The organism is Kitasatospora sp. RG8 (genome assembly GCF_017813315.1).
In the GTDB taxonomy this organism is placed as follows: Bacteria; Actinomycetota; Actinomycetes; order Streptomycetales; family Streptomycetaceae; genus Kitasatospora.
In genome coordinates, this window is record NZ_JAGIYX010000003.1 from 448,817 (window position 1) to 462,076 (window position 13,260).

Consider the following 13,260-nt stretch of genomic DNA (forward strand, 5'->3'; position numbering starts at 1 on the left):
TCCCGCCCACCGGGTGCGCGCCGGCGTCCGGCCGACGGCGACTCCCGAGCCACGGGTTCCACCGGCCCACGGCGTTCACGGGCCCACGGGTTCCACCGGCCGACGGCGTTCACGTGCCCACGGGGCCTGCCGTGTCTGGAGGACTCGCCGCGCCTACGGGAGCTCCTCGTGGTGGCCGCAGAGCCAGGCCAGCGCGCCGTACGCACCCAGGGCGTAGTCGGCGTCCACCCCGCGCCCGGCGCCCGCGCGGATCTGGACGGCGGCGGCCTGGAACTCCGCCAGCAGCTGGGCCCGGCACGGGCCGGCGGCGCCGACGGCCGCCGACGCGGTCACCGGTGCGCCCACCTGGGTCCCGACCGCCCAGCGGTAGGCGCCCAGGACGCCGTGCTCGTAACGCGTCCACGGCTGGCGGCGGCTGTTCACGGCCTCCAGGGCGGCGAACACCTCCGCCACCGAGCGCACCCCCACCGCCACCATCGTCGTCTCCTCGGCAGTCATGCCCCCGACGCTACGACCGCACCGGCGGCCCCGCCGCCCGGCACGCTCCCGTGCTCCGGCCCGACGACGGCCCCCGGACAGCCGGTCGGACGGCCCCCGGGCGGTCGCGGCCGGGCCCCGGCGGGCGGTGCGACACTGACCCGACCGGGTGAAAAAACGCGCGCACGGGGCCGCGGCCCCTCAACGGCTCTCGATGGCCACCGTCCCGTGCAGCAGCCGGCCCGCCACCCGCGCCCTCTCCAGGCTCCGGGTGAACGCCGCCACCCGCTCCTGCGGCTCCAGGCTCATCAGGCCGACCGGCCAGGTGCCGGGCGGGACCACGATCACCACCACGCCGCCCCGGCCCTCCGCGGCTGCCAGCCAGCCCGGCGACACCTCGACCCCGGCGGCCGGCTCCCACACCTGCCGCCCACCCACCAGGACCAGCCGCTCGAACCGCTGCGCGCCCACCTCGACCACCCCGGTGGTGGGCGGCGGCTCCCCCGCCGCGAGCACGAACCCGCTGTCGACGGCGTCGACCACCAACTCGCCGTGCAGCCGCGCGCCGACCTCCACGATCGCCTCCGCGACCAGCACCCCGGCCGATTCGCGCACCGCGAAGGCCCACACCATCGGCGCCCGCCGGGCGCCCTCACCCGCCTCGTCTCCCACACCCTGACCAACGAGCCGGCCGCCCCTGCGGCTTCCCCCGACCGGGAGAATGCGTCACCGAAAAGCCCCGGCCGGGCATCGAGGGCGCGCCGACCGTCACGGCACCGCGGTCGCCCCGTGTCGTGGTCGCCGACCTGCACGCCCTGTTCCGACCCTGCATCCCCGCCGAAGCCGGCCGGGCGCAAGGGGTCCCGGCCCACCGCCCGGCCGCTCCCCACAAAGGCCTAGACCATTGACGCCGACGCTCGGGCGGGTTTAGATGGCGGGACCTCCGGTGCGACAGGGGGCCGCACCGCCCGAGTCCGGTGCGACGCACCGGGACAAGAGACGGCCTCCTGCCGAGCACCCTCCCCGAGGGCGGAAGGAGCCCCCGAGAAGGCGGTGCCATCCGTGGACGCTGTTGTCTCCGAAGTGCTGCACACATCCGGCCGCACTTCCCCCACCACCCCCTCGAACCGGGCCGGGCGGACCGGCCCGCTCTGGATCGTCGAGATCCCCGTGACCGCCGGTGCCGGGAACGGCCGGCAGATCTGCGCCGTCCGCGCCCGCTCGGAGCGCGAGGCCCTCGACGAGGCCCTGCGGCGGGCCCTCGGCCCCGCCGCCACGGCCCGCCGCCGCGGCGCCGCCCTGGACCCGGACCGGGCGACGGTCACCCCGTGGGACTGGCAGCAGACCCTCCTCTGATCCCTCCGGCCGTGACCCCTCCGGCCGGCAGTGCGCCCGAGCGGCGCACCGAGCAACGCACCCGGCTCAGCCCCGGACGGGCGCGGCGTCGCCGCCCGGGCGGCGAGCGCGAGCGGGCTGAGCGCCGCACCGCGCCGACGAACGCCCGTCCGGCCGGCCGCGGCGTGCCACCGAAGGGTGAGGACTTCCTCTCGTCGTCGCACTCCGCCCCTTGAGGTGCCGGCGCGGCCGCAAGCGTGCCCGCGGCGCCCGCCCGGCAGCCGCCGACGGGAGCGCCCGGCAGGACGGCCCAGGGGGCCTCACGGCGGCCGGGGGGCCGTCCGGGGTGGTCATCCTGACCCGTTCGGCGCAGCCCGGATCGTGGTAGCGGCCCGGTGTTCACAGACTCGGATGCGGGGGTGGACTCAACCGGAGAGGCATCCTCATGACCAACGCTCTTCGCCGCGCCCTCGCGGTGGCCGCCGTGCTTTCCGTCGGGGTCGGCCTGGCGTCCTGCGGCAGCGCCAAGCAGTCGACCGGCAGTACGTCCTCGGGAACGGCGAGCGGGACCGCAGCCGGGGCGGTGAAGATCGGCCTGCTGCTGCCGGAGACCAAGACGACCCGGTACGAGCAGTTCGACCGCCCCCTGATCGAGCAGAAGATCAAGGAACTGGCCCCGAACGCGCAGATCGACTACTACAACGCCAACCAGGACGCGACGACCCAGCAGACCCAGGTCGACACCGCCCTCACCAAGGGCGACAAGGTCCTCATTCTGGACCCGGTGGACTCCAAGTCGATCCAGTCCTCCGTCCAGAAGGCCCACGACGCGGGCGTCAAGGTGGTCTCCTACGACCGCCTGGCCCAGGGGCCGGTCGACACGTACGTGTCCTTCGACAACCACAAGGTCGGCCAGCTGCAGGGCCAGGCCCTGGTGGCGGCGGTGGGCGACAAGGCCGGCGCCGGACAGATCATCATGATCAACGGCTCGCCCACCGACCCGAACGCGGCCGACTTCAAGGCCGGCGCGCACAGCGCCATGGACGGCAAGCTGAAGATCGGCAAGGAGTACGACACTCCCCAGTGGGACCCGAACATCGCCAACCAGGAGGCCGCCGCGGGCATCACCGCGATCGGTGCGAACAACGTCGTCGGCATCTACTCCGCCAACGACGGCATGGCCGCCGGCATCGCCACCGCGCAGAAGGCGGCCGGGATCAACGTCCCGCTCACCGGTCAGGACGCCCAGCTCGACGCCATCCAGCGGATCCTGATCGGCACCCAGACCATGACGATCTACAAGCCCTTCAAGCCGGAGGCCGACGCCGCGGCCGAGATGGCCGTCAGCCTGGCCAGCGGTGCGACCCTCAACCCCACGGTCGTGCCGACGACGGCGACCAACGGCAGCAACAACAAGACGCTGGCCAACCTGATCACGCCGATCGTCGTGAACAAGGACAACATCAAGACCACCGTGGTCCAGGACGGCCTCTACACCGTCGCCCAGATCTGCACGCCGGACTACGCCGCCGCCTGCACCGCGGCCGGCCTCCAGTAGTCCGACGCTACCCCGACACGAGCATGCCCCGTCTCCGAGCCGGAGACGGGGCAAGGGAGTTGGTCACTGTGGCAGGTGAGACCGTACTGGCCCTGCGCGGGGTCTCCAAACGGTTCGGCGCCGTCCAGGCGCTCACCGACATCGAACTGGAGGTGCACGCGGGCGAGGTGGTGGCCCTGGTCGGCGACAACGGCGCCGGCAAGTCCACCCTTGTCAAGGCGATCGCCGGGGTGCACCAGCCCGACGACGGCGTCATCGAGTGGCACGGCAAGCCGGTCACCATCCACCGCCCGCAGGACGCCCAGCAGTTGGGCATCGCCACCGTCTACCAGGACCTCGCGCTCTGCGACAACCTCGACGTGGTCGGGAACCTCTTCCTCGGCCGCGAGATCCGGCGCTTCACCATCCTCGACGAGGTCGCGATGGAGAAGCGCTCCCGCACGCTGCTGGACACCCTGTCCATCCGCATCCCCAGCGTGCGGATCCCCGTCGCCTCGCTCTCCGGCGGTCAGCGCCAGGTGGTCGCGATCGCGCGCGCGCTGATCGGCTCGCCGAAGATCGTGATGCTGGACGAACCCACCGCCGCACTCGGCGTCGAGCAGACCGCCCAGGTCCTCGACCTGGTCGAGCGGCTGCGCGAACAGGACCACGGCGTGATCCTCATCAGCCACAACATGGCCGACGTGATGGCCGTCGCGGACACGGTCGCGGTGCTGCGCCTCGGCCGCAACAACGGTGTCTTCGACAAGCGCTACACCAACCAGGAAGAGATCATCTCGGCCATCACCGGAGCCACGGACAACGCCGTGACCCGCCGGAAGGCCCGTGGCCAGGAGGATTCCCAGTGAGCGAGAACTTCCCCGGGGGCACTGGGGGCGGCGAGCCCGAGCGCCACCACGTCCCGCTGCCCGAGGACAGCATGCCCAAGGGCGGCGTCAACGCGCCCGTCCCGGTGGCGCCCGCGGCCACCCCGGCCATCGATCCCCGACTGATCGTCCGCCAGGAGGGCGTCAAGGGGTACCTCGGCGAGTTCCGCCGCCGGCTCGGCAGCGGCGAACTCGGCTCACTGCCGGTGGTGCTGGCCCTGATCGTGATCTGGGCCGTGTTCGGCAGTCTCAACAGCAGCTTCCTCTCCGCCCAGAACCTCTCCAACCTGTCCCAGCAGATCGTCGGCACCGGCATGATCGCGATCGGCGTGGTCTTCGTCCTGCTGCTCGGCGAGATCGACCTCTCGGTCGGCTCGGTCAGCGGACTGTGCGCGGCGATCTACGCCGTCCTGAGCGTCACCGACGGCGTCAACCAGTACCTCGCGCTGCTCACCGCCCTCGTCGGCGGTGCGGTGGTCGGCTGCATCCAGGGCGTCTTCTTCGCCAAGGTCGGCGTCCCCGCCTTCGTGGTCACCCTCGCCGGTAACCTCGGCTGGAACGGCCTGATGCTGCAGATCCTCGGCACCAACGGCACGGTCAACCTGCCCGGCAACGACTTCGTCTCCAAGCTCTACAGCACGATCTACGGGCAGCAGATCGCCGCCTACGGCACGGCGGCGATCGGCGTCCTGCTCTTCCTGGGGGCCTCGTTGTTCGACGCGCGCCGCCGCCAGGCCGCGGGCGTGCCGTCCCGTCCCGTGTCGGACATCGCGCTGCGGACCGTGGTGCTGGCGATCATCGCCTTTCTCGCCGCCTACACGCTCAACCAGTACAAGGGGCTCCCGCTGGCGCTCCTGATCTTCCTGATCTTCATCGTGGTGCTGGACTTCGTGCTGCGCCGCACCGCCTACGGCCGGCAGGTCTTCGCGCTCGGCGGCAACATCGAGGGCGCCCGGCGCGCCGGCATCAACGTGTCCGGGATCCGGATCAGCGTGTTCACGATCTGCTCCACCATGGCCGCGGTCGGCGGCCTCTTCCTGGCCGCGCAGATCCAGTCGGCCAGCCAGACCTCCGGCGGCGGCAACCTGCTGATGAACGCCATCGCCGCGGCCGTCATCGGCGGCACCAGCCTGTTCGGCGGACGCGGCTCGACCTGGTCGGCCCTGCTCGGCGCGCTGGTGATCGGCTCGATCCAGTCCGGGATGAACATCCAAGGCCTCAGCAACGCCATCCAGTTCATGGTCACCGGCTTGGTGCTGCTGGCCGCGGTGGTCATCGACTCGCTGGCCCGCCGCACCCAGAAGGCGGCCGGCCGCGCCTGAGCGGCGGTGTGCCCCCGGCCTCAGGGTCCCGGCCGGTCACCTCAGCCGGTCGACTCAGCCGGTCACCGCGAGTTCGGCGACCACGGCGCGGTGGTCCGTCCCCGGCAGCCGGTGCTCGGCGACGGACACCGCCGTCAGCGCGTCACCGTGCAGCACGTGGTCGATCTGGATCACCGGCGGCAGGTACGGGAAGCCGGCGTTGTCCTCCGGCCAGGTGGGCGAGACCCCGTGGCCCAGTTCGGCGTGGGTGTCGGTGAGGCCGGTGGCGAGCAGCTCGCGCATCGGGGCGTGGTCGAGGGTCGCGTTGAAGTCGCCCAGGAAGACGGCGTTGCGAGTGGCGCCGGTGGCCGCCGCCCGCAGGCCGGCGAAGTCCCGGGACCAGCGCCCGGCATCGCCCAGCGGGTAGTAGGTGTGCACGGCCGTCAGCCGCACCGTCCGCCCGCCGACCGCGACGTCGGCGGCCACCTGGGCACGGGCCGCCTCCGGCGCCGAGGCGTCCAGCGGCGCGAGCGGCAGCCGGGAGTAGAGCGCGCTGTCCCTGCCCGGCCGGACCTGCCGGTAGGGCAGCAGCTCGGCGATCCCGGCCCGGTCGAGCGCGGCGGGCGCTGTGCCCCAGAACTCCTCCACCGCGAGCACGTCCACCCGCTGCTCCCGTACCAGCCTCACCAGCGCGGCGGCGTCGACCTGGCCCTTGAAGGTGTTGCTGGTGGCCACCCTCAGCCGCGGCGCGTCGGCCGCAACAGAGCCGCTGTCCGGCACGAACCTCGGCAACAGCCAGCAGAGTTGGAGTACGGCGAGCGCTCCGGCCACCCCGGCCGCCCACCACGAGCGCACCGCGAGCAGCACGGCCAGCGCCACCAGGGTGCCCGCCGCGACGTAGGGCAGCAGCACCATCGGCATGGCCAGCGAGGTGCCGTCGTCCCAGCCGCCGAGCCGGACCACGGCCAGCGCGGCCGGCACCGTCAGCCCGACCGCGCAGAGCCCGACGAGGACCCGCCTGGCCCAGCCCCACCAGCCCGGCCCGGCCCCGTCCCCCGCCGCCTGCTTCCCCACCCGCCACTCCCGTCACTCGACTCCGCCGGGAAGACGCCGACGGGCGAGGTCCGGTTCCCGCGGCGGGAGCCGGCGCCCGCCGGGCAGGCGGGCACCGGGCACACGGGCACACGGGCAGACGGGCAGACGGGCAGACGGGGACGCCGTAGCCAGGTCCGGGGCCCTACCGGGCTGCCGGGTCAGGCGGAGGCGAGGCGGGCGGCCCACTTGGCGCGCCAGGCGAGGGCGTCGGTGACGCCCTCGGCGATGGTGCGCTGCGCCGTCCAACCGAGCAGCTCGCGGGCGGTGTCGACGGCGGCGTAGCAGCCGATGACGTCGCCGGGGCGCGGGTCGGCCTCGCGGACGTCGAGCTTGGCGCCGACGGCGTCCTCGAAGGCGGTGACCAGCTCGCGGACGGTCGTGCCCTCGCCGGTGCCGACGTTGATGACCCGGTAGCGGTCGTCGGCGGCGGGCTTGACCACCTCGTCGAAGCGGGTGAGGGCGGCGACGTGGGCGTCCGCGAGGTCCTGCACGTGGATGTAGTCGCGGATGCCGGAGCCGTCGCGGGTCGCCCAGTCGACGCCGGTGACGGTGAACGGCGTGCCGTTGGTGTGGGCCTCGATCAGCTTGCCCAGCGCGTGGGTGGGGTTGAGGTCCTGGAGGCCGGTGCGCAGCTTCGGGTCGGCGCCGACCGGGTTGAAGTACCGCAGTGCGATGACGCGGATCCCCTCGGCGCCGTCGCCGCGGGTCCAGTCCTGGAGGACGTGCTCCATCATCTGCTTGGTGCGCGCGTACGGGCTGTTGGCGTCGACCGCGCAGGTCTCGTCCACGCGGGCGTCCGGGGTGGGGGCGTAGATGGACGCGGAGCTGCTGAAGACGACCCGGGTGCAGCCGTTGCGCTGGAGGGAGTCCAGCAGTTCGACGGTCTTGGCGACGTTCTCGCGGTAGTAGAAGAGCGGCTTGGCGACCGACTCCGGCACGACGATCCGGGCGGCGCAGTGGAGGGCGGCGTCGATGTCGGGGTGTTCCGCGAAGATCCGGTCCAGCAGCGCACCGTCGGCGGTGTCGCCCTGGTAGAATACCCGGCCCTCGACGAACTCCGCCCGGCCCTTGGACAGGTCGTCGAGGATGACGGGCGTGATGCCCTGGTCGAGCAGCGCGGACGCCACGGTGCTGCCGATGTAACCCGCGCCACCGGTGATCAGGACCTTCTTCATACGCGGTTGCTCCCTTGCCTGGTCGGGCGCCTCCGTTCGGCGGCCCGTTGACAGCGGGGACGACCGGGCCGGGGCGGCCGGTTCCGTCGGCCGCCCGATCGCTCGCGCACGGTCGGCTTCCGACCGGTCCCGCGGGGTCGCGGATCAGAGCCGGCGGGAGCGGCGGCGCAGCCAGAAGCCGGTGGCGACCACGACGACGGCCGCGGCGGCGGTGCCGATGGCCGCCCAGGTGGCCGCTGCGGAGGTACCGGTGCTCTTCTCGTCCTGCGGGGTCTGCACCGAGGTGACGGGCTTTCCGGCGCTCTGGGCGGAGGGCGTGGGCGCGGCGGTGACCGTCGGCGTCGCCGAGGCGGTCACGGTCGGCCCGGCCGTGGGCGCGATCGTGGTCGTGGGCGCGGTCGTGGTGCTCGGCCCGGGCGTGGCCGGCCCGGAGGTGGTCGTCGGCGGGGTCGGCAGCACCGGGTCGACGATGGCCGCCGCCTCGACGTCCATTTCGCGCTCGCCGTGCCCGAGGGAGGGGAACGCGCAGTCGACGGTGATCCGCCAGTGACCGGCGGGCAGGATCTCCCGGGTGGTGTAGGAACCGGGGTGCCCGGGGACGGCGACCAGCCGCCACGGTCCGGCCGAGCGGCCGTCCGCGGAGGTGGCGGCGAGCGTCCCGGCGAACTCCTCGACGACCGGTTCGTGGTCGTTCTCGAAGGTGGCGACGGTGGTGACGTGGCCGCCCTCCTGGCCGGTGACGTCGAGCAGGACGTTGTCCCCGTGGGCGGCGGCCGGGAGGGCGGCGGGTCCGAGGACGGCCGCCCCGGCGAGGGCGAGGGCGACGGCGAGCGGTCTGATGCGCATGTCGGGGGTTCCTCGTGGGGGGATGGCCGGATGCGGCCGTCGCCGGTGTGACGTGGCGACGGCCGCACCCGGGTGGGTGGTGGGGGCGGGCCGGCCGGAGCCGGCCCCCGGTCAGCTGGTCTTCTGCAGCGTCCAGGACTGGTAGGCCTGGCCGTTGGGCTTCTGCAGCTCCAGCAGCCAACCGCCGTAGTACCAGCGGTTGCTGACACCGAGGACCAGGGTCGAGCCCTCGGCGCTCAGGGTGAACCCGCCACCCGACGGGGTGAGCACCCACTTCTGGGAGGACGCGCCGGAGCAGGGCTGCTGGGCGAGGTACTGGCCGGCCACCGGGCCGCCGCCGAGCTGCAGGCACTTGTCCGAACGGGCGGACTTGATCCGCACCGCGCCGGATCCGGCGTCCTCGAAGGTCCACTTCTGGTTGGCGTAGCCGGTGCGCTGGTAGGCGATGGCGACGGTGCCGTCGTTGAGCGAGCTGCCCCAGAGGTCGGCGGCCTGCCCGGTGAGGCCGTTCACCATGGTGTACCGGGTGCCGGGCTGCGGCCGGCCGCCGTCGGCGAGGGTGCTGAAGGTGGCCGCGCGGCCGGGCTGCGAGACCGTGCCGGCGGCGTCACGCACGGCGACGGCCACGGTGTACGAGGTGCCGGGGGCGAGCCGGACCAGGCCGACCACGGTGGCGCGGACGGTGCCCACGGACTGCCCGTTCAGCAGCACGTCGTAGCCGGCGGCGGACGGGACCGCGGTCCAGCTCAGCACGGCCGAGTTCTGGGTGATCTGGCTGACCGTCATGGCCGGGGCGGTGTTACCGCCGGTGGGCGTCGCGGTCGGGGTGGGGGTCGGGCCCGGCGTGGTGGTTCCGGTCGGCGACGGGGTCCTGGTCGGGCTCGGGGTGGTGCTCCCGGTGGCCGTCGGGGTCGGGGTGGTGGGGGACGGCGTCGAGGTCGGGGACGGGGTCCGGGTCGGCGTGGCCGTCGGGGTGGGCGTGGGGGTCGGGTTCGGACCGGTGCCGCCGCCGGCGATCAGGAAGCGGTTGTTGGCGACGTTCCAGTGCGTGGCCAGGTAACTGCCGGCCGCGGGGTTGGTGTTGTAGTAGTCGTCGTGGTGGCAGTCGAGCCGGTTGTCACTGGCGTTGTCCGGGCAGACCGTCTTCATCGCCGGGTAGTACGGGGCGTCCGAGTAGCACATGAGGTCCCACTCGTCGACGCAGTGGCCGGCCTTGCTCGAATTGGGTGCGCTGTTGCTCACCGCACCCAGGTTGTGGCCGAGTTCGTGCGCCGCCGTGGAGCCGCCCCAGCAGCCGGAGTCGGTCCGCCCGTACGAGGGGCCGAAGTTGCTCAGGTTGTCCTGGCCGGGCCGCTCGTCGCCCGCGAAGGTGCCGATGCCGCAGTACACCTTGGCGTCGGTGAACATCATGTACTTGCGGTCCTTGCGGTTGAACCCCTGCGCGGCGAGCGCGCGGTTGCTCGCATTGAAGTCCTGGATCTCGGAGTCCGAGATCTGCACGTTCAACACCGATGCGGTGCAGTCGGATTCGGTGACGAAGCGCACGTGCCGGACGCCGCCGGTCTCCTGGGCGCTGGCGTTGTAGATGACGTCGACGTCCGCCGCCCACTTCTTGAACGACGGCAGGTACTGGGCGAAGCGGTCGTTGCCCGGGGAGTGGACGTACACCACCTGGATCCGGTTGCCGGTGCTGCCGTCACCCTCGCAGACCAGCGCGGACCCGCCGGCGGCGGGAGTCTGCTGGGGTGCTGCGGAGGCTCCGGCCGCCGGGGTCGCGGCCTCGCCGAGGAGGGCCTTCTGGCCTGCGTCCAGAACCGGGGCGCCGCCCTTCAGCAGGTCGGCCGCGGCGGGCGGCTGGGCGTCGGCGGGCGGCGTCAGCGCCGCCACCGGGGCGGCGGCCGCGGCGACCGGCGGGACGTCCTTGTGGATGTCGATGTCCTTGGGCGGCGCGTCCGGACCGTGGCTGCACAGCTGGCCCGTGGTGACCTCCAGCGAGCCGGCGCAGCGGTCGCCCGTCGGCAGCGTCAGACCTGCGTAGACCAGACCGCGCTCCGGCTGGTCCTTGGGTATCTCGTGCAGCGGCGGGGCCTTCTGGTCCCGCTTCGGGGCGGGTGCCTGCGTGGCACCCTCGGCGGTGCCGGTCTCGCCCGGTCCGCCGTCCTCGCTGACGACTCCGGCCGTGCCCGCCTCCGCCCGGTCGGCCGATCCGCCAGCTGCCGCAGTGTTGCCGGCCCGGACGGCGGCCGGCTCCAGCGCGGTCTGGATGCCCAGTGCGCCCGCCACCAGTCCGGCCACTACCGCCGCCGCCAGCAGCGCCGTCCGGCGCCCTGACTTCTTGCGCCGCCTGCGGCGGGCCTCCGTGCTCCGGTGTCCCATCGCACTCTCTCCTGTCCTCGGTGTGACGGTCCGTTCGCCGTGTGACGTGGCGTCCGGACCTTCCGACACCCTGGAGACCGGGGAGGACGGGAGGAGATAACAGAAACCTCTTTCGAAATTCGATCGGGCGCATCGGCGTCGCACCACGACGGGTTGCCCGACGTGGTGCGACGGCGGGTCCGCGACGGGTCCACGACGGGATCCGCGCGGTTGGCGTGGGGGGGTGGCGGGGTGCGCAGCGGGTCGCACAACGGCGAGCGGCGGGGCGCGGGCATGGGCGCGCGAACGGGCTTATGGGCGAGCGGGCTTACGGGCGGCCATGCGAGCGGGCGCGCGGCGGTGCCGGGGAGCGCGCTCGGGGGGTACGCGCTCCCCGGCAGGGGGTGGTGGCGGCCACCCGGCCGGGCTGCCCGGGGGTCCGGGTTCCGGCTGCCGTGACCGGAATGCTAGACCCGCCGGGTGGCCGTGGCCATAGCTCTGACCAGCTGATTTTCCGCCCCGGACATGCCACTGCGACCCACCGGGCACAGCCGCACCGTCTCACCTCCGACCGGACGTCACCTCCGACCGAACGTCACCGCCGACCGAACGTCACCCCGGGCAACCACGACGGCGCGGTCGGCAGACGACGCGGGGCGGCACGACGACGCGGTCAGGCCGCCGTCCGACCAGGCTGCCACCCGATCGGACCGACGTCCGGTCAGGCCGCCACGCTCAGCACGGGGGCGGCGATCCGACGGGCGACCGGGGCGTGCATGGTCGCGAGGGAGGCGGCCAACCGGGCCGGGTCGCCGGCCAGCCAGAGCCGCAGCGCGGCGGCGAGCGCGGCGCTGGCGGGGCAGGTCCGCAGCCCGCCCGCGAGGGCGATCCGGTCGCCGAGCAGCGGGAGCAGGTCGGCGACGGGCGCTGGCAGCCAGAGCATGACGGCGCAGGGCGTGGGACGGGCGAGGACGCGCAGCAGCCGCAGCGCCGCGGTGTCGTCGTGCAGGGCCGGAATGACGTCGAGCAGCCCGTCCGCCGCCACCTCCGAGACGTCGCTGCCGTGGCCGCGCGCCAGTTCGCGCAGCAGGGCCCGCTCGGCCGCGGTGATCCGGACGGTCAGCATGACTTCTTCGCAGTCCATGGTCCTGGTCCCGCCTTCCGCTTGAGGGGTGTGCCCGTCGGTGGGTCACGCGCGTGCTGGTCCCCGGCGCCGTGGGGCGCCGAAGGGGTTCTGCCCGTCAGGAGGCCTCCGTCACCGGCGCAATCAGGCCGTAATGGCCGTCGTAACGGCGGTAGAGCACCCGGCCGCGGCCGTCGTCCGGATCGGTGTGGAAGACGAACGGCCAGCAGGTGAGCCAGAGCCGCCGGGCGGCCTCGGCCACGTCGAGGCGGGGCGCGGGGTGCAGGCTCTCGGACAGCGGGAGGGCGGATCCGCCGAGCCGCGCGGTCGAGTGGGCACGGATCAGCCGCAGGCCACCGCTCATCGGCCGGCGGTGGACCAGGCTGTCCTGTCCGGTGAGCGCGTCCACGAAGAGGTGGAAGCCGTGGTCCAGGGCGAGCAGCTCGCGGGCCGCCTCGTCGGGGGTGCGGCGGGCGAGGACGACCGACTTGCGCCGGACGATCTGCCGTTCGGCCAGCGGGCGCGGGGTGAACTGCGGCCGGTAGGCGCTCTCGTACACCGCGGCCAGCCCGATGTCCCCCTGCTCGCGCAGCCGGGCGGCCCGGGCGGCGAGCGTGCCGAGCGCGAGGTCCACCGCCTCGCGGACGGTCCTGGCGGACAGTTGGACCCGGACCGGACCGTCGCCGTCCAGCACGACAGCGGCCTGCGTCACGACCGGCCGGGCCACCGCCCGGTCGCGCATCCGGGTGAGCCGGACCCTGGCCCCGTGCACTCCCGGGCCGAGCGCCGCGAACAGTTCCAGCGCCCGCACCCGCGCGTACTCGGCGTCCTCGCGGGGCAGCTCGCCGCGTATCTCCACCCGTACCTCAGGGGCGGGCCGGTGGCGCAGACGGGTCATCAGGGTCCTCCTCGGGGCCGGACCATGCCGGGGTCTCCGGCACGTGCCGGACGGTTCCGGACCATGCTGGACCGTCGGAGGCCCTCCGGCCGAGGGCCTAAAGACCCTGCCTGTGGGGCAACGGCGACCGGCCCCGCCCGGCCCGTCCGTCCAGGTCAGAACCTGAACCGGGGTGCGGCGGCGTCCGGGGGCGGGCGCGCCGCCGTCCGCGCCGCTCCGCCGTACCGGTCA

General features: G+C 73.8%; 12 protein-coding genes. 4 read left to right on the forward strand and 8 right to left on the reverse strand.

Annotated elements, in window-relative coordinates; all coding sequences use genetic code 11:
* Window positions 1–153: 153 nt before the first annotated feature.
* Together J5Y04_RS07335 and J5Y04_RS07340 are read right to left on the reverse strand one after the other, a co-directional pair.
* Entirely contained in the window at window positions 154–498 is a 345-nt protein-coding gene (locus J5Y04_RS07335) for a hypothetical protein (RefSeq protein ID WP_209411005.1), read from the reverse strand.
* A 180-nt stretch (window positions 499–678) separates the two neighbouring features.
* Window positions 679–1,149 carry a hypothetical protein gene (locus tag J5Y04_RS07340; protein WP_209411006.1) on the reverse strand — a complete coding sequence of 157 codons (471 nt, stop codon included), beginning with the start codon at window positions 1,147–1,149 and terminating at the stop codon, window positions 679–681.
* Window positions 1,150–1,539: 390 nt separating this feature from the next.
* Between J5Y04_RS07340 and J5Y04_RS07345 the strand changes: the two genes are divergently transcribed.
* From J5Y04_RS07345 to J5Y04_RS07360, 4 genes are all read left to right on the forward strand, one after another.
* Window positions 1,540–1,833, forward strand: coding sequence for a hypothetical protein (locus J5Y04_RS07345; RefSeq protein WP_209411007.1), 294 nt, complete (start codon window positions 1,540–1,542; stop codon window positions 1,831–1,833).
* Between the two features lie 424 nt (window positions 1,834–2,257).
* Window positions 2,258–3,370, forward strand: coding sequence for a sugar ABC transporter substrate-binding protein (locus J5Y04_RS07350; protein WP_209411008.1), 1,113 nt, complete (start codon window positions 2,258–2,260; stop codon window positions 3,368–3,370).
* A gap of 23 nt (window positions 3,371–3,393) precedes the next feature.
* Window positions 3,394–4,218 carry an ATP-binding cassette domain-containing protein gene (locus tag J5Y04_RS07355; RefSeq protein WP_374105957.1) on the forward strand — a complete coding sequence of 275 codons (825 nt, stop codon included), beginning with the start codon at window positions 3,394–3,396 and terminating at the stop codon, window positions 4,216–4,218.
* Between the two features lie 71 nt (window positions 4,219–4,289).
* Window positions 4,290–5,558 (forward strand): sugar ABC transporter permease, encoded by a 1,269-nt coding sequence (locus J5Y04_RS07360; RefSeq protein ID WP_209411103.1) that lies wholly within the window; start codon window positions 4,290–4,292, stop codon window positions 5,556–5,558.
* A 54-nt stretch (window positions 5,559–5,612) separates the two neighbouring features.
* Here J5Y04_RS07360 and J5Y04_RS07365 read toward each other — a convergent pair whose 3' ends face one another.
* The 6 genes from J5Y04_RS07365 to J5Y04_RS07390 all read right to left on the reverse strand — a co-directional run bounded on the left by J5Y04_RS07365 (window position 5,613) and on the right by J5Y04_RS07390 (window position 13,029).
* On the reverse strand, window positions 5,613–6,611 hold the full coding sequence (locus J5Y04_RS07365) for an endonuclease/exonuclease/phosphatase family protein (protein ID WP_307852977.1): 999 nt from the start codon (window positions 6,609–6,611) through the stop codon (window positions 5,613–5,615).
* 179 nt (window positions 6,612–6,790) lie between these two features.
* A complete protein-coding gene (gene galE, locus J5Y04_RS07370) occupies window positions 6,791–7,807 on the reverse strand; it encodes a UDP-glucose 4-epimerase GalE (RefSeq protein WP_209411010.1) in 1,017 nt (338 codons plus the stop codon).
* 144 nt (window positions 7,808–7,951) lie between these two features.
* Window positions 7,952–8,653 carry a hypothetical protein gene (locus J5Y04_RS07375; RefSeq protein WP_209411011.1) on the reverse strand — a complete coding sequence of 234 codons (702 nt, stop codon included), beginning with the start codon at window positions 8,651–8,653 and terminating at the stop codon, window positions 7,952–7,954.
* Between the two features lie 111 nt (window positions 8,654–8,764).
* Entirely contained in the window at window positions 8,765–11,029 is a 2,265-nt protein-coding gene (locus J5Y04_RS07380) for an RICIN domain-containing protein (RefSeq protein ID WP_245204383.1), read from the reverse strand.
* A 700-nt stretch (window positions 11,030–11,729) separates the two neighbouring features.
* Window positions 11,730–12,152: a hypothetical protein gene (locus J5Y04_RS07385; RefSeq protein ID WP_209411012.1), complete on the reverse strand. Its 423-nt coding sequence runs from the start codon at window positions 12,150–12,152 to the stop codon at window positions 11,730–11,732.
* A 97-nt stretch (window positions 12,153–12,249) separates the two neighbouring features.
* Complete coding sequence (locus J5Y04_RS07390) at window positions 12,250–13,029, reverse strand: sigma 54 modulation/S30EA ribosomal C-terminal domain-containing protein (RefSeq protein WP_209411013.1); 780 nt, start codon at window positions 13,027–13,029, stop codon at window positions 12,250–12,252.
* Window positions 13,030–13,260 lie beyond the last annotated feature (231 nt).

Coding starts and splice junctions, on each gene's coding strand:
- J5Y04_RS07335 (WP_209411005.1), bottom strand. CDS start 498: ATGACTGCCGAGGAGACGACGATGGTGGCGGTGGGGGTGCGCTCGGTG.
- J5Y04_RS07350 (WP_209411008.1), top strand. CDS start 2,258: ATGACCAACGCTCTTCGCCGCGCCCTCGCGGTGGCCGCCGTGCTTTCC.
- J5Y04_RS07355 (WP_374105957.1), top strand. CDS start 3,394: ATGCCCCGTCTCCGAGCCGGAGACGGGGCAAGGGAGTTGGTCACTGTG.
- J5Y04_RS07360 (WP_209411103.1), top strand. CDS start 4,290: ATGCCCAAGGGCGGCGTCAACGCGCCCGTCCCGGTGGCGCCCGCGGCC.
- galE (WP_209411010.1), bottom strand. CDS start 7,807: ATGAAGAAGGTCCTGATCACCGGTGGCGCGGGTTACATCGGCAGCACC.
- J5Y04_RS07375 (WP_209411011.1), bottom strand. CDS start 8,653: ATGCGCATCAGACCGCTCGCCGTCGCCCTCGCCCTCGCCGGGGCGGCC.
- J5Y04_RS07380 (WP_245204383.1), bottom strand. CDS start 11,029: ATGGGACACCGGAGCACGGAGGCCCGCCGCAGGCGGCGCAAGAAGTCA.
- J5Y04_RS07385 (WP_209411012.1), bottom strand. CDS start 12,152: ATGGACTGCGAAGAAGTCATGCTGACCGTCCGGATCACCGCGGCCGAG.
- J5Y04_RS07390 (WP_209411013.1), bottom strand. CDS start 13,029: ATGACCCGTCTGCGCCACCGGCCCGCCCCTGAGGTACGGGTGGAGATA.